General features: G+C 72.5%; 20 protein-coding genes and 1 riboswitch. Of the genes, 8 read left to right on the top strand and 12 right to left on the bottom strand.

Translation table 11 applies throughout. The features are described from left to right. Positions 1-282 precede the first annotated feature (282 nt). Positions 283-1161 (bottom strand): alpha/beta fold hydrolase, encoded by an 879-nt coding sequence (locus ACX27O_RS21970; RefSeq protein ID WP_458940007.1) that lies wholly within the window; start codon positions 1159-1161, stop codon positions 283-285. A gap of 137 nt (positions 1162-1298) precedes the next feature. Between ACX27O_RS21970 and ACX27O_RS21965 the strand changes: the two genes are divergently transcribed. Both ACX27O_RS21965 and ACX27O_RS21960 read left to right on the top strand, forming a co-directional pair. Next, positions 1299-4610 carry a BTAD domain-containing putative transcriptional regulator gene (locus ACX27O_RS21965; RefSeq protein ID WP_458940006.1) on the top strand — a complete coding sequence of 1104 codons (3312 nt, stop codon included), beginning with the start codon at positions 1299-1301 and terminating at the stop codon, positions 4608-4610. A gap of 112 nt (positions 4611-4722) precedes the next feature. Beyond that, entirely contained in the window at positions 4723-6300 is a 1578-nt protein-coding gene (locus tag ACX27O_RS21960) for a Na+/H+ antiporter (protein WP_458940005.1), read from the top strand. A gap of 29 nt (positions 6301-6329) precedes the next feature. Here the strand turns inward: ACX27O_RS21960 and ACX27O_RS21955 are convergent, their stop codons facing one another. The 4 genes from ACX27O_RS21955 to ACX27O_RS21940 all read right to left on the bottom strand — a co-directional run bounded on the left by ACX27O_RS21955 (position 6330) and on the right by ACX27O_RS21940 (position 11170). Beyond that, a complete protein-coding gene (locus tag ACX27O_RS21955; RefSeq protein WP_458940004.1) occupies positions 6330-7073 on the bottom strand; it encodes an amino acid ABC transporter ATP-binding protein in 744 nt (247 codons plus the stop codon). Then, complete coding sequence (locus ACX27O_RS21950; RefSeq protein WP_458940003.1) at positions 7070-7840, bottom strand: amino acid ABC transporter permease; 771 nt, start codon at positions 7838-7840, stop codon at positions 7070-7072. Before ACX27O_RS21950 ends, ACX27O_RS21955 begins: the two co-directional genes overlap by 4 nt. A gap of 39 nt (positions 7841-7879) precedes the next feature. Further along, complete coding sequence (locus ACX27O_RS21945; protein ID WP_458940002.1) at positions 7880-8740, bottom strand: ABC transporter substrate-binding protein; 861 nt, start codon at positions 8738-8740, stop codon at positions 7880-7882. Between the two features lie 273 nt (positions 8741-9013). Next, positions 9014-9125, bottom strand: a riboswitch (SAM riboswitch). An 86-nt stretch (positions 9126-9211) separates the two neighbouring features. Next, positions 9212-11170 (bottom strand): amino acid transporter, encoded by a 1959-nt coding sequence (locus ACX27O_RS21940; protein ID WP_458940001.1) that lies wholly within the window; start codon positions 11168-11170, stop codon positions 9212-9214. Between the two features lie 154 nt (positions 11171-11324). Between ACX27O_RS21940 and corA the strand changes: the two genes are divergently transcribed. Continuing rightward, positions 11325-12452: a magnesium/cobalt transporter CorA gene (gene corA, locus ACX27O_RS21935; RefSeq protein ID WP_458940000.1), complete on the top strand. Its 1128-nt coding sequence runs from the start codon at positions 11325-11327 to the stop codon at positions 12450-12452. Between the two features lie 15 nt (positions 12453-12467). On the opposite strand, the gene ACX27O_RS21930 is transcribed toward corA, so the two are convergent. Both ACX27O_RS21930 and ACX27O_RS21925 read right to left on the bottom strand, forming a co-directional pair. Beyond that, positions 12468-12653: a hypothetical protein gene (locus tag ACX27O_RS21930; protein ID WP_091401337.1), complete on the bottom strand. Its 186-nt coding sequence runs from the start codon at positions 12651-12653 to the stop codon at positions 12468-12470. Between the two features lie 207 nt (positions 12654-12860). Then, positions 12861-13376 carry a 2'-5' RNA ligase family protein gene (locus tag ACX27O_RS21925; protein ID WP_458939999.1) on the bottom strand — a complete coding sequence of 172 codons (516 nt, stop codon included), beginning with the start codon at positions 13374-13376 and terminating at the stop codon, positions 12861-12863. A 79-nt stretch (positions 13377-13455) separates the two neighbouring features. Between ACX27O_RS21925 and ACX27O_RS21920 the strand changes: the two genes are divergently transcribed. Further along, on the top strand, positions 13456-13965 hold the full coding sequence (locus tag ACX27O_RS21920) for a mycothiol transferase (RefSeq protein ID WP_210859231.1): 510 nt from the start codon (positions 13456-13458) through the stop codon (positions 13963-13965). A gap of 9 nt (positions 13966-13974) precedes the next feature. Here ACX27O_RS21920 and ACX27O_RS21915 read toward each other — a convergent pair whose 3' ends face one another. After that, positions 13975-15021 carry an NAD(P)-dependent alcohol dehydrogenase gene (locus ACX27O_RS21915; RefSeq protein ID WP_030335882.1) on the bottom strand — a complete coding sequence of 349 codons (1047 nt, stop codon included), beginning with the start codon at positions 15019-15021 and terminating at the stop codon, positions 13975-13977. A 164-nt stretch (positions 15022-15185) separates the two neighbouring features. Between ACX27O_RS21915 and ACX27O_RS21910 the strand changes: the two genes are divergently transcribed. Next, the gene (locus ACX27O_RS21910) at positions 15186-15665 is read left to right on the top strand and encodes an SCP2 sterol-binding domain-containing protein (RefSeq protein WP_458939998.1); all 480 of its coding nucleotides are present in this window, start codon (positions 15186-15188) and stop codon (positions 15663-15665) included. Next, positions 15662-17719, top strand: coding sequence for an amylo-alpha-1,6-glucosidase (locus tag ACX27O_RS21905; RefSeq protein ID WP_030335878.1), 2058 nt, complete (start codon positions 15662-15664; stop codon positions 17717-17719). Before ACX27O_RS21910 ends, ACX27O_RS21905 begins: the two co-directional genes overlap by 4 nt. Positions 17720-17759: 40 nt before the next feature. Here the strand turns inward: ACX27O_RS21905 and ACX27O_RS21900 are convergent, their stop codons facing one another. After that, positions 17760-18263 (bottom strand): DinB family protein, encoded by a 504-nt coding sequence (locus tag ACX27O_RS21900; protein WP_030335876.1) that lies wholly within the window; start codon positions 18261-18263, stop codon positions 17760-17762. A 134-nt stretch (positions 18264-18397) separates the two neighbouring features. Here ACX27O_RS21900 and ACX27O_RS21895 point away from each other — a divergent pair, with 134 nt between their 5' ends. Further along, a complete protein-coding gene (locus ACX27O_RS21895; protein ID WP_051708761.1) occupies positions 18398-19303 on the top strand; it encodes a DUF72 domain-containing protein in 906 nt (301 codons plus the stop codon). Between the two features lie 37 nt (positions 19304-19340). Here the strand turns inward: ACX27O_RS21895 and ACX27O_RS21890 are convergent, their stop codons facing one another. Then, positions 19341-19712: a hypothetical protein gene (locus ACX27O_RS21890; protein ID WP_030335872.1), complete on the bottom strand. Its 372-nt coding sequence runs from the start codon at positions 19710-19712 to the stop codon at positions 19341-19343. Positions 19713-19929: 217 nt separating this feature from the next. Then, the gene (locus tag ACX27O_RS21885) at positions 19930-20559 is read right to left on the bottom strand and encodes a hypothetical protein (protein WP_210857746.1); all 630 of its coding nucleotides are present in this window, start codon (positions 20557-20559) and stop codon (positions 19930-19932) included. A 198-nt stretch (positions 20560-20757) separates the two neighbouring features. Between ACX27O_RS21885 and ACX27O_RS21880 the strand changes: the two genes are divergently transcribed. After that, positions 20758-20928: a hypothetical protein gene (locus ACX27O_RS21880; RefSeq protein ID WP_210857745.1), complete on the top strand. Its 171-nt coding sequence runs from the start codon at positions 20758-20760 to the stop codon at positions 20926-20928. 30 nt (positions 20929-20958) lie between these two features. Here the strand turns inward: ACX27O_RS21880 and ACX27O_RS21875 are convergent, their stop codons facing one another. Beyond that, the gene (locus ACX27O_RS21875; RefSeq protein WP_358130613.1) at positions 20959-21822 is read right to left on the bottom strand and encodes an alpha/beta hydrolase family protein; all 864 of its coding nucleotides are present in this window, start codon (positions 21820-21822) and stop codon (positions 20959-20961) included. Positions 21823-21915 lie beyond the last annotated feature (93 nt).

The raw sequence follows: 21915 nt of genomic DNA, 5'->3' as shown, positions 1-21915 counted from the left end.
GCGGCGAGGCCCCCAGTCGTGCGTTGCCTGCTGACGGTCGTTGGGCGAGAAGTATGGAGCGACCAGACGTCGTTGGCTGCCGTTATCTGCCTGTGTAGCACCGATGACCGGTTGTCGTCCACCTGGCGTAACGTCGTATTACCGCAGGTCAGGGCGCATTTCAGAGGCCTCTGGACGGCATGTGCGCGGCAGGCGGCGACCCGGTCGTTCCACCACCTCGCCGACGGTCGGTGTCGGATATCTTACCGAGGGTGACAGTGGGGTGACCGGGTCGCCGATCGGTCAACGCGCGAGCAGGGCGCGCACCGCCCGGAGCACCTCGGCCGGGGCCTCCTCCGCCATGAAGTGTCCGCAGCTGACCGTCTGGTGCTCCAGGTCCGGCGCCCAGGCCCGCCACACCGCCGCCGCGTCGTAGCCCAGCGCCGCGCCCCAGTCCTGCTGGAGCACCGTCACCGGCATCCGCAGCTGGTTGCCGGCCGCCCGGTCCGCGGAGTCGTGCGCCACGTCGATCCCGGCCGATGCCCGGTAGTCGGCGACGATCGAGGGGACCGCCTCGCGGGACGCCCGCAGGTACGCGGCCCGCACGTGCGCCGGAAGGGCCTCCGGGTCACGGGTCCAGATGTCCAGGAAGTGACCGAAGAAGGCGTCCGGGCTGCCGGCGATCAACTTCTCGGGCAGGCCGGGCGGCTGCGCCATCAGGTACAGGTGGAACGCGACAGCGGCGCTGGTGCCGTGCAGCACGTCCCACATGTCCAGGGTGGGTAGCACGTCGAGCAGGGCCAGCTGGCTGATAGCCGCCGGGTGGTCGAGGCCGGCCCGGAACGCGACCAGGGCACCCCGGTCGTGCCCGGCCAACGCGAACCGATCGTGACCGAGCGCGCCGGCCAGCGCCACGATGTCGGCGGCCATGGTGCGCTTGGCGTACCCGGTGCCGTCGGTGTCGAGCGGCTTGTCGCTGTCGCCGTAGCCGCGCAGGTCGGGGCAGATGACAGTGTGGTCGGCGGCCAGGTCGGCCGCGACGTGCCGCCACATGAGGTGGGTCTGCGGAAAGCCGTGCAACAGCACGACCGCCGGCCCGGAGCCGCCCACGGCGGCGTTGAGCGTCACCCCGTCGGCGACGGTGACGCGGCGGTAGTCGAATCCGTTGATCCTGGGGTCCACGGGAAACCTCCCGGTGAGCAGTGCCGGCGGGGGCGGTGGCCCCTCGCCGTCGTACCTCGTCGAGCCTGCCCGCCGGTGATCAGCAGCCGGTCAGCGTCCGATCAGTGCCGGCCGGGCCGCCCGCCTACTGTGGTGCCATGACCAGGCAGCTGACGGCGCCCGTCGCGGTGACCTTCGGCGTACTCGGGCCGGTGATCGCCGCGACCGAGCACGGCCCGGTCCCGTTGCGGGGCCATCGGCAGCGCCTGGTGTTGGGCCGGCTGTTGATCGCCCACGGCCGGGTGGTGCCGGTGGAGCGCCTCGTCGACGACCTGTGGGAGGTCGCACCGGACGGCGCGGTGGGCGCCATCCGGACGTTCGTCGCCGACCTGCGCCGGGCCCTGGAGCCCGATCGACCACCCCGGCAGCCGCCCCGGATCCTGGTCACCGAACCACCCGGGTACGTGCTGAAGGTCGCCCCGGACGCGGTGGACGCCGGACGATTCGAGGCCGCCGTCGGCGAGGCGGCGGACCTGCTGGCGGCCGGCCGTCCCACACCGGCCCTGGCCGCGCTGGACGCGGCGCTCGACCTCTGGCGCGGGCCCGCGTACGCCGACTGCGCCAACGAGTCCTGGGCGGTTGCGGAGATCAACCGGCTGAACGAGCTGCGGATGCTCGCCGTCGAGCGGCGGGCGGAGGCGCTGCTGGCGGTGGGCCGACCGGACGAGGCCGCCGCCGACCTACCGGCACACCTGGCCAGCTATCCGCTGCGCGAGGACGCCTGGCGGCTGCTCGCCGTGGCCCGCTACCGCGCCGGCCGGCAGGGCGACGCGCTGGCCGCGCTGCGGGAGGCCCGCCACGTCCTGGTGACCGAGCTGGGCGTGGACCCGGGGCCCGAGCTGCGACAACTGGAAGCCGACATCCTGGCCCAGGCCCCGCACCTCACCCCACCGGTCGACCGGCCGGTCGCCCCCGGCCCCGTCGCGGCCGGGCAGCGCCCGTTCGTCGGCCGCGACGCCGAGCTGGAGCGGCTGCGGCGCGCCGCCGAGGCCGCGTCCCGGGGCCACCAGCCCACACTCGCCCTGCTCAGCGGCGACCCGGGCGCCGGCAAGACGGCGCTGGCCGAGGCGGTGACCCGGCAACTCGCCGCCCAGGGCTGGACCACGGCGTGGGGACGCAGCCCGGAGTACGAGGGCGCCCCGCCGGCGTGGCCCTGGACCCAGATCACCGACGCGCTCGCCGGGCCGAACGCCCCCGTCGTCACCGTCGACCCGGAAGACGACCCGACGGAACCGGCCGACCCCGCCACGGTGCGGTTCCGCCGGCACCGCGCGGTGGCGTCGCTGCTCACGGCGGTCGCCGACCGAGCGCCGGTCCTCCTGGTCCTCGATGATCTGCACCGCGCCGACGGTGACACCCTGGACCTGTTGACCGCGCTGCTCACCGGCCCGCAACCGGCCAGCGGGCCGGTGCTGATCCTCGGCACCTACCGGGCCACCGAGATCAGCCCGGAGCTGACCGCCACCCTGGCCCGCGCCGCCGGGCTGGAGCCGGTCCGGGAGTACCTCGCCGGCCTGCCCGTGTCGGCGACCGGTGAGCTGGCCGGCGCCATCGTCGGTGCGGAACTGGACCAGGCCACCGCCCGGTCGATCCACACCCGCAGCGGCGGTAACCCCTTCTTCGTCCGCGAACTGGCCCAGTTGTACGCGGCCGCCGGGGAGTCGGGGCTGGCCGCCGTGCCGCCCGGCGTACGCGACGTGATCCGGCACCGGTTGGCGCAGCTGCCCGCCCCGACCCGTACCGTGCTGCGACAGGCGGCAGTGCTCGGCCGGGACCTCGACCCGGACGTGCTGGGCGTGCTGGCCGGTGACCCGGCGGCGGTGCTGGACGCCGTGGACCGCGCCCTGGCAGCCGGATTCCTCAGCGAGCGGGAGCCCGACGGGCGGCTGCGTTTCACCCACATCCTGGTTCGCGACACGCTCTACGCCGACCTGTCCGCGTCGCGTCGCTGCGCCTGGCACGCTGCCGTCGCCGAGGTGCTGCGACAGCGGGAACCCGTCGAACCGGCGGCCCTCGCGTACCACCTGCTGCGCGCCGGTGGGCCGGTCGCGGCCGCTGAGGCGTCGAGGTACGCCCGGGTGGCGGCCGAGCGGGCCGAACGGGGCGGCAACCCCCATGAGGCGGCTCGGCTGTGGGGTCAGGCGATCGACGCGTACGACCGCGCCGGTGGGGTCGAGCCGGGCGGGCGGGTGACCGCGCTGCTCGGCCTGGGGCGGGCGCTGGCGGTGACGGGCCGGTTGGCCGAGGCGCGGCGACGGCGCGCCGAGGCGATCGCCGCCGCCGAGTCCACCGGCGACCCCCAGCTGATCCAGGAGGCGCTGGCCGGCTTCGACGTGCCCGCCAGTTGGACGCGCAACGACGACGACGTGCTCTCCGGGCACATCGTCCGGGCCGCCGAACACGCGCTGACAGCGCTCGGCCCGGTCCGCTCGGCGCAGCGCAGCCGGCTGCTGAGCACCCTCGCGCTGGAACTGCGCGGCACCACCACCGATCGTGGCCGCCGTGCCGCCGACGAGGCCGAGGCGATCGCCCGCAGCGTCGGCGATCCGGGGCTGGTGGCCTTCGCGCTCAACGCCCGCTTCATGCACTCCTTTGACCGCGTCGGTCTGGCCGGCGCGCGGGCCCGGATCGGCGTCGACCTGGTCGACCTGGCCGTCCGGCACCAGCTGGTGACCTTCGAGGTGCTTGGTCACCTCGTCCTGGTCCAGGCCAGCTGCGCGCTGGCCGACCGGCCCGGCGCGGACACCCACGCGCGCGCCGCCGACGATCTCGCCGAGCGGTACGAGCTGCCGTTGGTCGGCGTCTTCACCAGGTGGTACGCCGCACTGCGGCTGGCGCTCGACGGCGACTCGGCGGCGGCAGCGCGGGCGTACGCCTCGGCAGCCGACCGTACGAGCGCCGAGGGCATGCCGGGGCTGACCCGGGGCCTGCTCCCGTTGGCACTGCTCGGCCTTCGGCTGGCCGACACCATCGGCACCGACTGGCCGGCCACCGGGCCCGGCGGTGCCGATCGGCTGATCACCGGCGCTGACGACCGGTCAGACGTGGACTGGGGTCCGCACGAACCGTGGGTCCGACCACTGCTGCTGCTCGCCGCCGGTGAACGGGACGCCGCCGCGGCCGCCCTGCGGGCCCTTCCCGAGGGACCGCACGACCTGCTGCGGGAGGTACGGCTCTGCCTCGTCGGTCGGGCGGCGCGCGTGCTCGGCGACCGGGCCACGATGACCAGGGTCCACGCCGAACTGCTGCCGGCGGCCGACGAGTTGGCAGCGGGCAGCGGGGTGCTCACCGTCGGACCGGTGGCCGGGCACCTCGCCGACCTGGCCGCCGCCCTGGGCCGGGACGAGGAGGCGGCCGAACACCGTCGTACGGCCGGTGCGGTGACCGCCCGCGCCCGTGCCGGGGCCTGATCCGCACCCGCGACCACCACAACTTGCCGGTTTCCGCCGGAACGCACCGACCGGTGCGGTCAGATGGAGCCACCGGCGCGTCCGCCGTCGGCCATGGTCCGAGGGGGTAGGCGTGGAGGCGCTCGTCCTGATCGTGGTGCTCGGTGTCACAGTGCTCGTCGGTACCACCGTTGGCGGTCGGTACCGGGTGGCCCCGCCGGTCCTGCTCATCGCGTTGGGCGTGCTGCTCGGGTTCACGCCGCCGCTGTCCGAGGTCACCCTGGAACCGGATCTGGTCCTGCTGATCTTCCTGCCGGCGATCCTGTACCGGGAGAGCCTCACCATCAGCCTGCGCGAGATCCGCGCCAACCTGCCGGTGATCGGGATGCTCGCCGTGGTGCTGGTGGTGCTCACCATGGTCACCGTGTCGTACGCCGCGCAGGCGTTCGGGGTGAACCCCGCCGCTGCCTGGGTGCTCGGCGCGGTCCTCGCGCCGACCGACGCCGCCGCGGTCACCGGTCTGGCCAAGCGGTTGCCCCGCAAGCTGCTCACCACCCTGCACGCGGAGAGCCTGATCAACGACGGCACCGCGCTGGTGGTCTTCGCGGTGGCAGTGGGTCTGCTCAGCCAGAGCGCCGAGCCGGGCGTGTTCGGCGTCGGCGAGGAGTTCGTCGGCGCCAGCGTCGGCGGTGTGGTCGCCGGTCTGCTGGTGGGGGCCGCCGTGGTGCTGGTCCGCAAACGGCTCGACGATCCGCTGCGCGAGGGCGCGCTCAGCGTGCTGACCCCGTTCGGCGCCTTCCTGCTCGCCGACTCGGTGCACGCCAGCGGTGTGTTGGCGGTGGTGGTCGCCGGCCTGGTGCTGTCCTACGCCGGCCCGCGGGTGATCCGCGCCCGGTCCCGCGTGCTGGCGTTCGCGTTCTGGGACCTGTCCACCTTCCTGATCAACGGTGGCCTGTTCGTCCTGCTCGGCACGCAGATTCCCCGCGCGGTGCGGGGCATCACCAGCACGTCGCCGCAGCGAGCGCTGCTGATCGCGCTGGTGGTCACGGTGGTCGTCGTGGCCACCCGGCTGCTCTTCATCTATGTCACAGCGCAGTCGGCGCGACTGCGCCGCCGCCGGATGGTGGACGACGTCGGTCGAGGTCCCTCCGGCTGGCGGGTGGGGACCGTCGGGGGCTGGGCCGGTTTCCGGGGTGCGGTGTCGCTCGCCGCCGCCCTGGCCGTCCCGACGATGACTGTGGATGGCCGGCCGGTGGTCGAACGCGACCTGATCATCTTCGTCACCGCGCTGGTGATCGTGCTGATCATGCTCCTGCAGGGCACCACCCTGCCGCTGGTGGTGCGCTGGGCCGGGCTCAGCGGCGACCCGGGACGCGTCGACGAGGCCCGGCACGCCCGGCGGCGGGCCGCCGAGGCGGGCCTGGCCGCCCTCCCGCAGGTCGCCGCGGAGATCGGTGTCCAGGGTGATTCGGTGCGTCGGCTGGAGGCCGAGTACCAGCGGCACCTGGAGGACCTCAACGAGAGCGGTGGGACCATCGCCGATGAGCGTCGGCTGGAACGGCGACTGCGCCTCGGCGTCCTCGCGCACAAGAGGCGGGAGGTCACCCGACTGCGCGACAACCGGGAGATCGACGACCTGGTGCTGCAGGAACTCCAGTCCGCGCTGGACAACGAGGAGATCCGGCTGCTGGGGCGCGAACCCAACGAGTGACCGTCGGCCACCGCGCGCGCCCGCGCGGCTCAGAGCACCTGGTCGAGGAACCGGCGCAGCCGCGGATGTTCGGCCCGCTCGAAGACGGCCTCGGGCGGGCCGGCCTCCAGCACCACACCCCGGTCCATGAAGGCGACGGTGTCGGCGACCTGCCGGGCGAAGCCCATCTCGTGGGTCACCACCACCATGGTCATTCCGGCGGCGGACAGGTCGGCCATCACCCCGAGCACACCCTTGACCAGCTCCGGGTCGAGCGCCGAGGTCGCCTCGTCAAAGAGCATCACCTCGGGCCGCAGCGCCAGCGCACGGGCGATCGCCACCCGTTGCTGCTGACCACCGGAGAGTTGCGCCGGTCGGGAGTTCGCCTTGCCGGCAAGCCCCACCAGCTCCAACTGGGCGCGGGCGAGCGCGTCCGCCTCGTCCTCACCGAGCTTGCGCAGTCGGCGCAGCGCCAGCGTGACGTTGCGCAGCACGCTCATGTGCGGGAAGAGGTTGAACTGCTGGAACACCATGCCCACCCGCTGCCGCAGCGCGTCCGGGTCGTCGCCCAGCACGCTGCGCCCGTCCAGCAGCACGTCGCCCCGGTCCGGTTCGATCAGCCGGTTGATGGTGCGCAGCAGTGTGGACTTGCCCGACCCGGACGGGCCGATGACACAGGCCGTCGCGCCACGCGGCACCGACAGGTCGACGCCGCGCAGCACCCGGTTCGGTCCGAAGGCGAGGTGCACATCGTGTACGTCGAGGCTGACCGAGGTCGTCGTGGCGGTGGTCATCGCCGATTTCCTTCCATCGCGTACGGCGCGGTGTCGTCGTCCTCTTCGGTCGGCGCGGTGGCCGGCCGACCGTTGCGCAGCCGGCGGTCGATCCAGTTGACGACGTGCGTCAACGGAACGGTCAACGCCAGGTAGCACAGCCCCGCCAGCAGCAGCGCCGACTCGTTACCGGTGGTGGCCGCGTAGTCCTGCCCGATCCGGAACAGCTCCCGCTGGCTGGCCACCAGGCCGAGGAAGTAGACCAGGCTGGAGTCCTTGATCAGCGCGATGAGCTGGTTCACCCAGGCCGGCAGCACCCGCCGGATGCCCTGCGGGACGATCACCAGCCGCATCGCGTCGGCCCAGGAAAAGCCGAGCGCCCGGGCGCCCTCCAACTGGGCGGCCTCCACCGACTGGATGCCCGAGCGGAAGATCTCCCCGATGTACGCGGCAGCGATGAGCGACAGCGCCAGGATGCCCAACGGGTAGGGGTCCGGTCCCCAGACCTGCATGCCCAGCGGGGCCAACCCGACGCCGATCAGCAGGATCGTCGCGGCGGCCGGCAGCCCCCGGAACACGTCGGTGTAGACCCGCGCCGGCCAGCGCAACCAGCGGCTGCGGGAGATCCCCGCGACGGCCAGCAGCAGGCCCAGCACCGAGCCGAGCAGAGCGGCGGAGACCGCCAGGATCAGCGTGTTGGGCAACCCGACGGTCAGCATCTCGGGCAGCGCCTCGCGCATCGAGTCCCAGTCGAAGAACGTTTCCCACAGGGTGCTCAACGGATCCATGTGTCGCCTCTCCTACCGCCCCGCTCGCTCGTCACCGGTTCAGGACGCCGCCGACGCGGACGCCGACGGCGCCACAGTGACCGCGCCGCTGCCCGGCTTGAAGTCCGCCGGGATCGGCCGGCCCGGGTAGTACTGCGCCTGCAACCGGGTCCAGGTGCCATCGGCGATGACCTCGTCGAGGCTCTTGTTCAGCGCCTCGCGCAGCTTGTCGTTGCCCTTGGCCACGGCGTACGCGGTCGGTGCCGGGCTGAGCTGCTTGGCCGCCACGGTGATCTTGCCGTTGCTGTCGGCGGCCGACTTCTCGCCGATCTCCGCCGGGGCGATCCACGCGTCGGCGGTGCCCGCCTTGAGCTGGTTGATCGCACCGTTGTAGTCCGGCACCCGCACCGGGTTCAGCTGCCTGCCGGTGGCGTAGTCGTCCTGGACCGTGCCCTGCACCACCACCACCCGCTTGCCGGTGAGCTGGTCGAAGCTGGTGATCGGCGAGCCGGCCGGGACGTCCAGGCCGAAGTAGCCGAAGTCGTAGCCGTTGCCGAAGTCGACCGTCTTCTTGCGGGCCTCGGTGATGGTGATCGAGGAGCTGCCGACGTCGAACTTGCGGTTGTTGACCTGGCTGAGCAGCGCGGAGAAGTCGGTGCCGACGAACTCCACAGTGAGGCCGAGCTTGCCGGCCACGGCGGTCAGCAGGTCGTTGTCGAAGCCGGTGAACCTGCCGTCCTTGAGGTACACGTTCGGCGGGGCGTCGGTCAGCGTGCCGGCGCGCAGCACGCCCGGCTGGGCCAGGCCGTACGGGTTGGCGTCGGACGAGCTGTCGTCGCCGCAGGCGGTGAGGGCGGTGGCGGCCAGGATCGTCGCCGCCCCCAGGGCGGCGGCACGGGTCACTGCGGGAAGGAATCGCACTGGTGTCTCCGAAGGGTGGTGTCTCGGCGGGCGCGGTTGTGCGCCACCGACGGTGCGCCCGATGGGCGTACCGGTGGAAAGGGGTTTCGGGAGGGTGGTGCTAGAGCGCGGTGCCGCGACGACAGGCGGCGCTGCACATTCGCATCGTGTCCACGTGCCGTCGCCGGGTCAGTGCGGGCGAGGGTCGACCGGTGCGGAGGTCCGCGACGTCAGTCGGTGGGGTGGTGCTGAGGATGCGCATGGTTCTCCCGGGTCTGTGCTGACCTGGGTGCCAGGCCACGCTTGCACCGACGTCGTGCCGGTGCCTGGTCTTCACCCGGGGCACCCCACCGCGGAGGAGGGTTGCCGGCCAGCGAGCCGGGGCTTCGCGCTGGCGCTCATGACCTGCGCCGAGGCTAGCAGCACCGACGGGTGCCGCGTCCAGTCGGTATGACCACGCTCACCGTGCGCGACGGTCCGTCCGCGCCCAGGTCAGCCGGCGTGCACGTGCGGTCGACGGTGTGGGTCGGGTTCCTGGCGGCGCAGGATCTCCCGGGTCACCGAGGCGATCGCGCCCTGCCCGAACGCCAGGTAGCGCAGGAAGTTGCGAACCGGACCGCCCTCGGACCACTCGAAGTAGATGTGGGGTCGCCGACGGCTGCGGTCGCGGATCTCCAGCAGCAGGGCGGCCAGCGCGGTGGGCACCGACGAACTGGCCAGGCTGAGCACCGGGAAGCGGCCGTCGACGACGCTGCCGCGGACCAGCACCTCGGTCTCGAAGTCGGACGGGTCGGTGACCTCGACCTCGACGAAGATGACGTCGCTGTCGTCGGGGAAGTCGTTGTCCGCCATGGTCTGGGCGAGCTTGGCGCGGTACTCCGCCTCGTCGCGCCGGTCGGGTTCGTGCGCGATGAGGCGGATCCGCCGGCCGGCGCGTTCGTCGATGATCCGGGCCGCGGCCGGATCCAGCTCGACGTGATCGACGCGCAGTTCGTAGGCCCGCATCAGCCGGGACAACACCGACACCAGGAGGATCCCGCCGATGAAGCAAGCGGCGATCTTGACGCCACTGGGGCGTTCCACCACGTTCGCCAGCGTTGTATAGACGAAGATCACCGCGATGATGCCGAACGCGATGGTGCGACCGCGCTGACGCTGCCGCAGCGCCGCGAGCGTCACCGCCGTCGCGGCCGAGGTGATCAACACCAGCACCCCGGTGGCGTAGGCGCCGCCCTGCGCGTCCACGCTGGCCTCGAAGATGATCGTGATCAGGAACGCCACCGAGGTGAAGACCAGCACCAGTGGCCGGACGGCTCGCGCCCAGGTCGGCGCCATGCCGTAGCGGGGCAGGTAGCGTGGCACGAGGTTGAGCAGACCAGCCATCGCCGACGCCCCGGCGAACCAGAGGATCCCGATGGTGGACAGGTCGTAGATGGTGCCGAACACCTCGCCGAGGTGGGCGTGCGCCAGATAGGCCAGCGCCCGCCCGTTCGCCGGCCCGCCCGGCTGGAAGGCGTCCGGCGGGATCAGCACCGTTGTCGTCACGCTGCTGGTGATCAGAAAAACGCTCATGATCACCGCTGCGGTGGTCAGCAGCCGGCGCGCGCCACGGATCCGGCCCAGCGGTCGTGCCTCCGAATCCTGCGGGTCACCCCGTACGCTCGGCATCACCGCCACCCCGGTCTCGAAGCCGGACAGACCCAACGCCAGCTTCGGAAAGACCAGTAGCGACAGCCCGACCACCAACCACGGGTCGCCGTGCCCGGTGGTCAGCGCGGTGGTCCAGTCGCCCACCGCGCTCGGATGCCTCACCACCCGCCACAGCGCGTCGGCCACCACCACCGCGTTCAGCGTCAGGTAGACCGCGACCAGGACGACGGCGATCCCGATCGCCTCGGTGAATCCCTTGAGGAACACCGCGCCCAGCAGCGACACGAGCAGCAGTGTGACCAGCACCTCGTGCCCCTTGAGCGCACTCGGCCAGAACGGGTTCTCGTCGATGTGCGCCGTTGCGTCAGCGGCCGAGAGGGTGATGGTGATGATGAAGTCGGTGGCCGCGAAACCGAGCAGCACCAGCACCAGCAGTTTGCCCGGCCAGTAGCTCAGCAGGCGGACCAGCATCGCGATGGAACCCTCACCGTGCGGGCTCTCCACCGCCACCCGCCGGTAGACCGGCAACGCCCCCAGCAGGGTCACCAGCACCAGCACCAGGGTCGCCACCGGCGAGAGCGCCCCGGCGGCCAGCGCCGCGATACCCGGCTGGTAACCCAACGTGGAGAAGTAGTCCACACCGGTCAGGCACATCACCTTCCACCACGGGTGGTGCCGGTGCTCCGGCGGGCGCCCGTGCGGCCCCGGGTGCTGCACGGCCTGGTCCGAGCCGGCGTCGAGCAGCCACCCCCGCAACCGGCCGGCGCGTCTGTCGAACGTCACCGGCGCGTCCCCCGTCATCCCGCTCACGGTCACCGTGAGTATCCGCCCATGGGGCCGCTGCCGTCCGCCGGTGCGCGGAACCCAGCCGACACCCCGGCGGGTTTCGGGCCCAGGGCACCGGGGATGCAGCCTCCCGGTCCGGACCGGACGGCACCGGGGGAGGGGACAGGGCATGGTCGGCGGCCGTCGCTTCCGCCCGGGTGGTGGCTTCGGCCGTCAACTCGACGAGTACGAGACGAGGGTCGGCGTGGTGCCGCCCCCGGAGTCGCCCGCCGCGTCCCACGGCCTGGTGGACAGCGCGGTCTACCTCCGGGGGCACCGGTTCGCCTCGCCGTCCGGCCTCGCCGAGACGTACCGCTGCCTGCAGGAGCAGGACGACGCGATGGCCTGGATCGGGTTGTACCGGCCCGACATCGAGCAGATCACCTCACTGGCCCGCGAGTTCCGGCTGCACGACCTGGCGGTCGAGGACGCGATCAACGCCCACCAGCGGCCCAAGCTGGAGCGCTACGGCCACACCCTGTTCGTGGTGCTGCGCGCCGCCCGCTACGACGACCTGCGGGAGGAGGTCGAGTTCTCCGAGCTGCACCTGTTCATCGGGCCGGGTTTCGTGGTCACCGTCCGCCACGGTGAGGCACCGGACCTGGCCGTGGTGCGGCGACGGATGGAGACCGAGGCGCAGATGCTCGCCCGGGGCCCGGAAGCGGTCCTGTACGCGATCCTGGACCAGGTCGTCGACGGGTACGCGCCGGTGGTGGCCGGGCTGGAAAACGACATCGACGAGATCGAGACCCAGGTGTTCGGTGGCGACCCGAACGCCAGCCGCCGCATCTACGGCCTCAGCCGCGAGGTCATCCAGTTCCAGCGGGCCGCCCGCCCCCTGCTCAGCGTGCTCGACGCGCTGGCCGTCGGCGCGGGCAGCGCCAGCGCCGACGAGGAGCTGCGCCGCTACCTGCGCGACGTGACCGACCACCTGACCCAGGTGGTGGAGCGGGTGGACGGTTTCCGGCACCTGCTGCAGAACATCCTCACCGTCAACGCGACCCTCGTCTCGCAGCAGCAGAACGAGGAGATGCGCAGTCTCACGGCGGCCAGCTACAGCCAGAACGAGGAGCTGAAGAAGGTTTCCTCCTGGGCGGCGATCCTCTTCGCTCCCACGCTCATCGGCACCGTGTACGGCATGAACTTCGTCCACATGCCGGAGCTGAACTGGCGCTTCGGTTACCTCTTCGCGCTGCTGTTGATGCTGCTGGTCTGCGGCACCCTCTACGTGATCTTCAAGCGGCGCGGCTGGCTCTGAGCCCTTGGCCGCGGCTCACTCGATGCCGCGCAGGATGTGCCGCTCGTCCTCGACGTCGTCGTCGCCGGCACCGATCCGGCCGAGCAGTACGGCGGCCGCCCAGATCGTCAGGGGGGTGGCTGCCCCGGTCATTCCGCCGCCGGTCCGGTCGTCCCGGGTCTGGCTCCGCTCCGTGCGCGGTGGCCTGCGCTGAGCCTGCATGGGCCCTGCCTCTCCTCGTCGAAGCCGCCGTGGGCGGCGCGGGTGAATTCGCGCCACCGGCCGGGTGGGACCGCCCGTGAGCAGCCCACCACCGGTACGACAGCCACTCGAACCTTCCCACGCCCGGCCACTTCCGCACCGCTTGTTTTCGGGTTTCCGACTGCCGCCCGCCAAACCGGACATTACGCAGCGACGGTCGAGTCACGGTCAAGGCAGCGGGTGGGCGATGCCCCGGGCATGGTCGGTGAGCGCCGCGCCGACCACCGTCGCGGCCAGCGGCAACACCTCCAGACAGCGGCGCACCGCAGCGGCCATCAGCGTGTTCGGCACCCGCATGGACAGCGTGCAGTGCGGCACCCAGCGCCCCGGCTGGTAGTGCTCGGCGAGGGGGATGCCGGCGGCGGCGAGCCGGTCGTGCACCAGCCGGTGGTGCGCCAGCAACTCCGGGGTGGGCGTCGGACCGAGCCAGAGCACCCGACCGACGAACTGGCCGGCGTGCTGGAATTCGAGCCGCAACGGGGTGGCCACCACCGTCCCCTGTAACGCCTCGGCGACCTGCTCCGGGTCGAACCGGGGCGCCACCATGAGCGAGACGTGCGGACGGTGGCGCTGCTCCAGCAGCGAGCGCATGCTCTGCACGCCCTCGGCCTCCAGCGCGTCCCAGAGCACCCGGATCCGGCGGGTGGCGTCCGGGTCCAGGTACAACTCCAGCGCGGCGACCATTTGATCACCGTAGCGGCCGAGGTTTGCCCGCCCGTCTCCGGCGGTACCTGATCCGCAACCGACCAGGAAGGCGCAGCACGTGAATGTGAGTGACCTGCTGACCGAGGCGTACGACCGACTGCCCGACCTCGTCCGCGCGGCGGTCGAGGGCCTCAGCCCCGAACAACTGCGCCACCAGCCCGCCCCGGGCGCCAACTCGATCGGCTGGCTGGTCTGGCACCTCACCCGGGTGCAGGACCATCATGTCGCCGAGGTCCTCGACGCCGACCAGATCTGGGCCAGCGGCGACTGGGCGGGACGGTTCGGGCTCGCCGCCGACCCCGAGAACACCGGCTACGGGCACTCGCCCGCCCAGGTCGCGACGGTTAGGCCGGAGAGCGCGCAGGCGCTCATCGACTACTACGGGGCGGTCGCCGCGCGTACCGGGGACTTCCTGGCCGGTCTGGCCCCGGCTGACCTGGACCGTGTGGTCGACGAGGCGTGGGATCCGCCGGTCACCCTCGGCGTCCGGTTGGTCAGCGTCGTCGAGGACGACCTGCAACACGTCGGCCAGGCCGCCTACGTGCGTGGCCTGCTCGAGGCCGGCTGACGGCCGGGCTCACGGCACGATCACTGCCCGGCCCTCCAGGGTCCCGTCGCGCATCTGGCGGTACGCGTCCAGGGCGTCGTCCAGCGCGAAGGTGGTGATGCTCGGCCGGACCAGGCCCCGGGCGCCCAGGTCGAGCACCTCCACCAGCTCGGGTCGGCTGCCCCAGTAGGTGGTGGCGATACTCAGCTCGTACGGCACGGAGAAGAACGACACTCCCACGGTGCCGCCGCCGATCCCCACGATGGTCAGGTCGCCCACGGTGCGGGCCGCCGCCACGCCGAGCGCCAGGGTGCTGTCCGCGCCGACGAAGTCCAGCACCACGTCGGCGCCCCGCCCTCCGGTGGCATCCCGGATCTCCTCGGCGGCGGTCGGTCCGGAGGTCACCGTGCGATCCGCGCCGCACTCCTCGGCCAGCCGCAGCGCCTCGGCCCGGGTGTCCACGGCGATCACCCGCGCGGCGGTGGTGGCCTTGAGGATCTGCACGCCCACGTGCCCCAGCCCGCCGACCCCGATCACCACGGCCGTGCTGCCCGGTGGCAGCTTCGGCCAGGAGCGCCGGACGGCGTGGTACGGGGTGAGCCCCGCGTCGGTCAGCGGTGCGGCTTGCACCGGATCCAGACCCTCCGGTAGAGGTACGACGTGCCGCGCGTGCGGGACAAGTTCGAACTCGGCCATCCCGCCGTCCAGTCCGAGCCCACCGCCTCCGCTCGGCACCGGCGCGGCGGAAGGGTTCTCGCAGTACGGGTCGATCCCGAGCCGACAGCGGGCGCAGGTGCCACAACCCCATGCCCCGAACACCGCGACCGGTTGCCCGACGGACAGCCCGGTCACCCCGTCGCCGAGGGCGTGCACCCAGCCGGCGTTCTCGTGACCGAGGGTGAACGGCGGGTTCCAGGGCACCGTGCCCGGCTCGAACTCGTCCATCAGGTGCAGGTCGGAGTGGCACGCGCCGGCACCGCCGATCCGGACCACCACCTGACCCGGCCCGGGCGTCGGGTCGGGGACCTCGACCAATTCCGGTTCCGACTGCCACTCCCGCAACCGCAGTGCACGCATGCCGGTGCTCCCGTCTGTGTCGGCTGAACCACTGGCCTGCCCACCTCGTCGCGCGGCAAACGGGCCGCCACCGGCGCGACCCCGGGGCACCCTCACCCGTTCCGGGTGAACCGGCCTCACCCGGGCGCGGGTGATCCTGCGGGGAACCGTGGGGAGGGGATCTGATGGGTGCGACGGCGGAGCAGTACCTGCGACAGCTGGACACCGGTCGGCGACCCGACCTGCCGGAGACCACCGCGGGGACGCTGCGGTTGGATGTCCGTGACGACGGCAGCACCGACCACTGGTACCTGACCATCGCCGACCAACACGTCCAGGTGACCCGTTCGGCCGAGGACGCCGAGCTGGTGGTGCGGGCCGACCGGGCGGTCTTCGACCGGATGGTTCGCGGCGAGTTGCACCCCGGAGCGGGCCTGCTGCGCAACGAGGTGACAGTGCACGGCAACGTGCAACTGCTGATGCTGCTGCGGCGGATCTTCTCCGGGCCGGACGGCGCCCGTCACCCGCGCGAGCTGGGCCGGGCCGCGCTTGCCGGCCGAACCACGCCTGCCGGCGGGGGCGCGCCGGCTGGCTGGGCCGCGCCGGCCGGCGGGGCCGTGTCTGCTGGCCGGGCCGTGACGACCGCTCGGGGTGGTCGGCCGTGAAGCAGGAACTGGTGCACGTCATCGCGGGCAACATCTTCGCCATCACCGACGCCCAGGGCGACATCGAGCCCGACCCGCAGCTCCCGGTCGGACTCTTCGCGTACGACACCCGGTTCCTGTCGCACTGGGTGCTGCGGATCGACGGTGAACGGACCAACGCCCTGTCCCGGGACGACCTGACCTACTTCGAGACCCGGTTCTTCCTGGTTCCCGGCACGGCGAGCCACTACATCGACGCCGACGTGTCGATCATCAGGCACCGTTCGGTTCACGACTGTTTCCACGAGAACATCACGGTGCTCAACCACTCGTCGCAGCCCGCCGAATACACCGTCCGGCTGGAGATGGCCAGCGACTTCACCGACATCGTCGAGGTCGGGCAGGTGCGGCAGCGGGCCGTCGAGGTCGCCGCCGACCCGGCGCGTCAGCAGCTCGTGCTGCGCTACCAGCGGGAACGGTTCATCCGGGAGACCACGGTGTGCAGCACCGTCCCCGCCGACGTGGACGAGCAGGGGATGACCTTCCGGATCCGCATCCCACCCGAGGGGAGGTGGGAGACCGACCTGCACGTCACAGTGACCATGGGCGGCGAGGAGGGTCGGGATCTCCGCGCCGACCTGCAGTCGCACCAGCACGCCCTGCGCACGGGGATGGACGAGGACCTGAGCCGGTGGCTGGACCGTGCGCCGCAACTGGTGGCCGAGCGCGCCGGCCTGGAAGAGCTCTACCAGGGCAGCCTCGCGGACCTGGCAGCGCTGCGCTACCAGCCGTTCTCGTACCGCGAGCGGGTGCCGATCGGTGGTCTGCCGTGGGCGATGGGTCTGTTCGGGCGGGACAGCATCATCACGTGCCTGCAGACGATGGCGTTCACCCCCGAACTGGCCCCGTCGACGCTGCGGATGCTGGCGCTCGTGCAGGGCGGTCAGCTCGACGACTGGCTGGAAGAGGAGCCCGGCAAGATCCTGGCCCACCTGCGGTACGGCGAGACGGGGGCGTTCCGCGAACGGACGAGCGCGTTGTACTACGGCGCTGCCGACACCACCCCGCTCTTCGTCGTCCTGCTCGACGAGTACGAGCGCTGGTCCGGTGACGCGGACCTGGTCCGCGAGCTGCGCCACCCGGCCCGGATGGCGCTGGACTGGATCGACGAGTACGGCGACCTGACCGGCGACGGCTACGTGCGCTACCAGCGCCGCAACGAGCGCTACGGCGCGGTCAACCAGAGCTGGAAGAACTCCCCGGACGCGATCGTCGACGCCCACGGTCGACAGCCCGCCTTCCCCCGCGCCACCTGCGAGTTGCAGGGTTACGCGTACGACGCGAAGCGCCGGGGCGCCCGGCTGGCCCGCGAGTTCTGGGGCGACCTCGCGTACGCCGACCGGTTGGAACGGGAGGCGGCAGCGCTGAAGGAGCGCTTCAACCGGGACTTCTGGTTGCCACACCGGGGGTACTACGCGTTGGCGCTCGACCCGTACGGAGAGCCGGTCGACGCGCTGGCGTCCAACATGGGGCACCTGCTCTGGAGCGGGATCGTCGCTGACGACCGCGCGGAGGCGGTAGCCGAGCACCTGGTCGGGCCGCGACTGTTCAGCGGTTGGGGGGTACGCACGTTCGCCACCGGGCAGCGCACCTACAACCCGGTGGGCGCGCACCTGGGCGCGGTGTGGCCGTCGGACAACGCGGTGATCGCCGCCGGGCTGCGTCGCTACCGCCTCGACGCTCAGGCGGCCCGGATCGCCGCCGGCGTCTTCGACATGACGCTGACGCTCGGTGGCGAGGTGCCGGAGGTGATCGCCGGCTACGAGCGCAGCCTGACGACCTACCCCGTGCAACTGGCGACGAGCTGCCGCCCGCAGGCGTGGTCGTCGGGGTCCCTGCTGATGCTGCTCGCCACCGTGCTGGGCCTGCGGCCCACCGGCGACAACCTGCTGGTCGACCCGGCGGTGCCCGAGGGGTTCGGCCGGCTGGAACTGCTCGACATCCCCGGCCGTTGGGGTCACTCCGACGCCTACGCGAGAGATCGGAGCACCGAACGCCGGCACCGCCTGCGGTGAGGCCGAGAATCAGCGCAGGCGGTGGCGATGACGGTCGGCGTCAGCCCATCGTCTTGGCGCCGTCGATCGACTCGCGCAGGATGTCGGCGTGCCCGGCGTGCTGGGACGTCTCGGCGATGAGGTGCAGCAGCACCCGGCGGACCGTCCAGCTCGCCCCCGGCTCGAACCAGGGAGCCTGCGGCAACGGGTGCGCCGCGTCCAGGTCGAGGGTGGCGACCAACTCGTCGGTCCGGGCGGCCACCTCCTGGAAGCGCTCGACCAGCCCGGCCAGTGTCTCACCCGGTGCCATCTGGAACTGACCGACCCAGTCGACCTCCTCGCGGCCCATCGCCTCCGCGCCGCCCACCGCGAAGAGCATCCACCGGTGCTCGACGCCGGCCACGTGCTTGATGAGGCCGCCGAGGCAGAGACCGCTGACGGTGGGGCGACTGGCCGCCTGCTCGTCGGTGAGCCCGTCGACGGTCTGCAAGAGGAAACCGCGGTGCCTGCGGAGCGCCTGCAGGAGATCGGTGCGCTCACCGGTGAGCTGCTCAGTGCTGGTCATGCCGCCACCCTTTCGTCGATGTCCACCCGGTGCCACCGTATTGCCGGGCACCGACACTTCCCGGGCACGGCACCAGGTCGACGGAGGACCGCCAGCGGTTGCCGATCCGCGTCGATGGCGGTCCACTGAATGACATGGCTGTGATTAAGGTGGGCACGTCGTCCTGGGCGGACCAGTCCCTGCTGCGCTCCGGGTGGTACCCCCGCTCGGCCAGCACGCCGGCGCGTCGGCTGGGCTTCTACGCCAGCCAGTTCCCGTTGGTCGAGGTGGACACGTCCTACTACGCCATCCCGGTGCCGGAGACGACCCAGAGCTGGGTGGACGCCACACCGGACGACTTCACCTTCGACGTCAAGGCGTTCAGCCTCTTCACCGGTCACCCGACGCCGGTCACCGTGCTGCCCCGGGATCTGCGTCCGGCCGCCGGCCCGAGCCGGATCCGCCGCCGTGACCTGCCGGAGCGGGCGTACGACGAGCTGTGGACCCGGTTCCGCGCGGCCCTGGCGCCGATCGCGGCGGCCGGCAAGCTCGGTGTGGTGATGTTGCAGTTCCCGCCGTGGCTGGTGCGCAGCCCGGCGGCCGAACGCCGGATCGTCGAGCTCGCGCAGCGCTGCCGGCCGTGGCGGGTCGGTGTCGAGCTGCGGCACGGCTCCTGGTTGGACGACGCGGCCGCGGCGGACACCCTGGACCTGCTCCGCGCCCACGACCTGTCAGTGGTCTGCGTCGACATGCCACAGGGACACCCGTCGTCGGTGCCGCCGATCCTGAGCATGACGGCGGAGCCGGCGGTCGTCCGGTTCCACGGTCACAGCGACGCCTGGGTCGAGGGCGACAAGCAGGAGAAGTTCCGCTACGCCTACGCCGAGGACGAGCTGCGGCACTGGGCGGGACGGCTGGCCGAGTTCGCGGCTCTCCCCGACGAGCTGCACGTGCTGTTCAACAACTGCTGCGCCGGGCAGGCCCAGCGCGACGCCACCCGGCTGGCGCAACTGCTCACCGAGACGATGGTCGCCGATCACGCCGTCCCGACGAACGGTTGACCGGCGCACCTGCCGGCCGGCCGGGGCGCGGGTCCGGTCAGGACCGCCGTCCCCGGCTGCGCAGCGCGTCCTGGGTCGACTCGCCGATCTCCGCGTCGTCGGGGAAGGTCCGGCCACTGGGCGCGGGATCGGGTGGGGCGCCCGGCCCGGCCATCGGCGTGCGCGTCGGCTCGACCGAACCGAAGCCGTGTCGACCCGCCGGGCCCGTCCGACCCGCCGGGGCACCCGCCCGCCGCTCGCCGCGCCGGCCCTCGGGCACCGCTGTCTCCTCGCTGCCCTCGTCCATCGGTGAGTCGTCGTCGGTGCCCCAGGGCGCGTCGGCGTCGAAACCGTCGCCGGTGCCCCACGGGTTGGTCGCCTCCGGCTCCAGCCGGTCGTTGTCGCCGCTGCGTCCCTTGTGCGCCGTCATGGCCACCCCGCTCGTCGGTCCGCCGCCACCGGCGGACGATGTGCCGTCCTCGGGCCGGTCTGCCCGCCCGCCCTCGCCGCCCGACAGGTCACCGGCACGCCGCCGCACGGGCGCCGACTCGTCGTCGCGCGGGATTCGTCGTCGCTCCGGTACGCGCGCGGGGCCGGCCAGCGCCCCGCCGTCGAGGTGGCGGCGGGACGCCGGCCGGCCCGACGCTTCAGCGTCCGGCCATCGCCATCGGCCGCTTGCCGTTGCTCATTCCCGCCATCTTGATCATGCTCTTGGACGCGCCCTTCATCCCACCCGCGCGACCGAGCATCCCGCGGAACACCTGGCCGGGCTTCTGCTGCTCACCCATGTACGCGGTGACCACGACCAGCGTCCCGGTCAGCGCCGGAATGGCCCACTGGAGCAGCTTCATCTGCCGTTGCGACGAAGCCACACTGGCCGGGGTCTGGTGGTTCGGCTCGGTGGCACCGCTCACCGACGGGCCGCCGGCCTTCTCCAGCCGCATGCCGACCAACCGGCTGTAGCCGGTGACCGCGAGCGCGCCGATGGTCAGCGCGGTCTTGATGGCGCTGGCCCGGCCGACGCCGGACTGGGCCGCCACCCGTGGGCTCTCGGTCACCAGTTCGCCGACGGCGCCGGCCAGGTGGGCGCCGATCGCCGCCGCGTTGACCGGCGTCCACTTGGACCATCCGGCCGACGCGACCGGGAGCCGCTGGGTCGAGTCGCTGATTTTCGCCGCTGCGCCGTTGACACCGAAGGCACCCATGAGGGAGCCGCCAAACCAGGCCGCCAGGCCCAGATCGTGCATCGAACGCAGTGCGGTGTGCCGTTCGGACATGTGATCCCCTTCCGCCGTGTCGGGCGGTGCGGCTTACCCGCCGCTCGGGCGGCTAACCCCGGCCCGCCAGGGCCGATCCGCGCCGTGGCGGGCAACTACGGGACATCCGTGGCGTCGGTGCGTCGGCCTCGTCCGGGCAGGAGTCGTTCGCCCGGTGGCGGGTAGATCCTCCAGCGACGCCGACGAGAGGGGAACGCGATGTCGCAGCCGGACGAGAGCCGGGAGAAGACCCCCAAAACAGACGCGGTGCTCATGCACCCCGACAACGACCCGAACCGGAACACGGCCGAGGTCGCGCCCCGCAAGGAGCACGCCGAGATCCAGGTCGAGCGGGACGGTGAGCTGGTGCCGCTGGACCAGGACGAGTGAGCCGACCCGCCCCCGACGGGCCGGTACGGCTCAGCGGGGCGGCAGGTCGGTGGCGAAAGCGGCGATCCGCCGCGCCAGCGGAACGCCCGCGCGGACCCAGGTGAAGTGGTCCAACGGCGCTCCGGCCTGCGCCACTGTGTACCGTTCCCGGGTCACCGGCGCGTCGCCGAGCTTCGCGCAGAGGTGGTCCATGGTCTGGTGCGGCGTGTACTGGTCGTCGTCGACGCTGACGGCCAGCACCGGTGTCCGTACCGCGCGGACCGCGGCCTCGGTGTCCGTACCGTTGAGCCGGGGGAACCGACCGGTCCGCGCGGTGTACGCCCAGTCGCGGATCACGCCGCGCGCCTGCCGGCCACCGAAGCCCCAGCCCGGCCAGACGCCGAGCAGCGCCGCCGTGGCGGCGATGCCCTGGGTGTAGGGCAGCACGCCGAGGCCGCGCCGGCCCGGGTAGCTCCGCCAGTGCGGGATGCCGACAGCTACCAGCGCCAAGCCGTCCACCTCGCCGCCGCCGTGCAGGGCGAGGTGCAGCAGCGCGGCCTGCCCGCCGAGTGAGTGCCCGAGAAGCACTCGGGTGCGCCCGTCCAGCCGCGGCTTGAGGGCGGCCAGGACGGCGCCGACGTCGTCGGCCAGTTCGGCGTAACCGTGCCGGTCCGCCCGACTCGGCGCGGGCGTGCTCGCCCCGGTGCCGCGCAGGTCGGCGACGACCACGGCCAGCCCCGCGGTGCGCAGCGCGGCGGCGAAGGGCCGGTAGTAGCGGGCCCGGACGCCCATCGCGGGCCAGATCACCACCACCGGTGCGCCGGTCACTCCGGACGGTTCCGGATAGACCTGCACACCCAGCCGGCCACCGTCGACGTCGACGAACTCCTGCGCGTACTCCAGATCCCCGTTCACCGGCCCAGCCTACGGCCCTGACGTTACCGGCGGGTAGCAGCAGGCCGTCGACGACCGGGGCGCAGCTGACGCCGCACGCGACGGAGGGCCCCG

This window comes from Micromonospora sp. SD19, assembly GCF_054462275.1.
This window is presented reverse-complemented; position numbering and strand designations above follow the sequence as displayed.

Bases quoted from the DNA above. Each gene is read 5' to 3' on its own strand.
- ACX27O_RS21965 (WP_458940006.1), top strand. From the start codon at position 1,299: ATGACCAGGCAGCTGACGGCGCCCGTCGCGGTGACCTTCGGCGTACTC.
- ACX27O_RS21955 (WP_458940004.1), bottom strand. From the start codon at position 7,073: ATGACCACCGCCACGACGACCTCGGTCAGCCTCGACGTACACGATGTG.
- ACX27O_RS21950 (WP_458940003.1), bottom strand. From the start codon at position 7,840: ATGGATCCGTTGAGCACCCTGTGGGAAACGTTCTTCGACTGGGACTCG.
- ACX27O_RS21940 (WP_458940001.1), bottom strand. From the start codon at position 11,170: ATGACGGGGGACGCGCCGGTGACGTTCGACAGACGCGCCGGCCGGTTG.
- corA (WP_458940000.1), top strand. From the start codon at position 11,325: ATGGTCGGCGGCCGTCGCTTCCGCCCGGGTGGTGGCTTCGGCCGTCAA.
- ACX27O_RS21930 (WP_091401337.1), bottom strand. From the start codon at position 12,653: ATGCAGGCTCAGCGCAGGCCACCGCGCACGGAGCGGAGCCAGACCCGG.
- ACX27O_RS21925 (WP_458939999.1), bottom strand. From the start codon at position 13,376: ATGGTCGCCGCGCTGGAGTTGTACCTGGACCCGGACGCCACCCGCCGG.
- ACX27O_RS21915 (WP_030335882.1), bottom strand. From the start codon at position 15,021: ATGCGTGCACTGCGGTTGCGGGAGTGGCAGTCGGAACCGGAATTGGTC.
- ACX27O_RS21910 (WP_458939998.1), top strand. From the start codon at position 15,186: ATGGGTGCGACGGCGGAGCAGTACCTGCGACAGCTGGACACCGGTCGG.
- ACX27O_RS21900 (WP_030335876.1), bottom strand. From the start codon at position 18,263: ATGACCAGCACTGAGCAGCTCACCGGTGAGCGCACCGATCTCCTGCAG.
- ACX27O_RS21895 (WP_051708761.1), top strand. From the start codon at position 18,398: ATGGCTGTGATTAAGGTGGGCACGTCGTCCTGGGCGGACCAGTCCCTG.
- ACX27O_RS21890 (WP_030335872.1), bottom strand. From the start codon at position 19,712: ATGACGGCGCACAAGGGACGCAGCGGCGACAACGACCGGCTGGAGCCG.
- ACX27O_RS21885 (WP_210857746.1), bottom strand. From the start codon at position 20,559: ATGTCCGAACGGCACACCGCACTGCGTTCGATGCACGATCTGGGCCTG.
- ACX27O_RS21880 (WP_210857745.1), top strand. From the start codon at position 20,758: ATGTCGCAGCCGGACGAGAGCCGGGAGAAGACCCCCAAAACAGACGCG.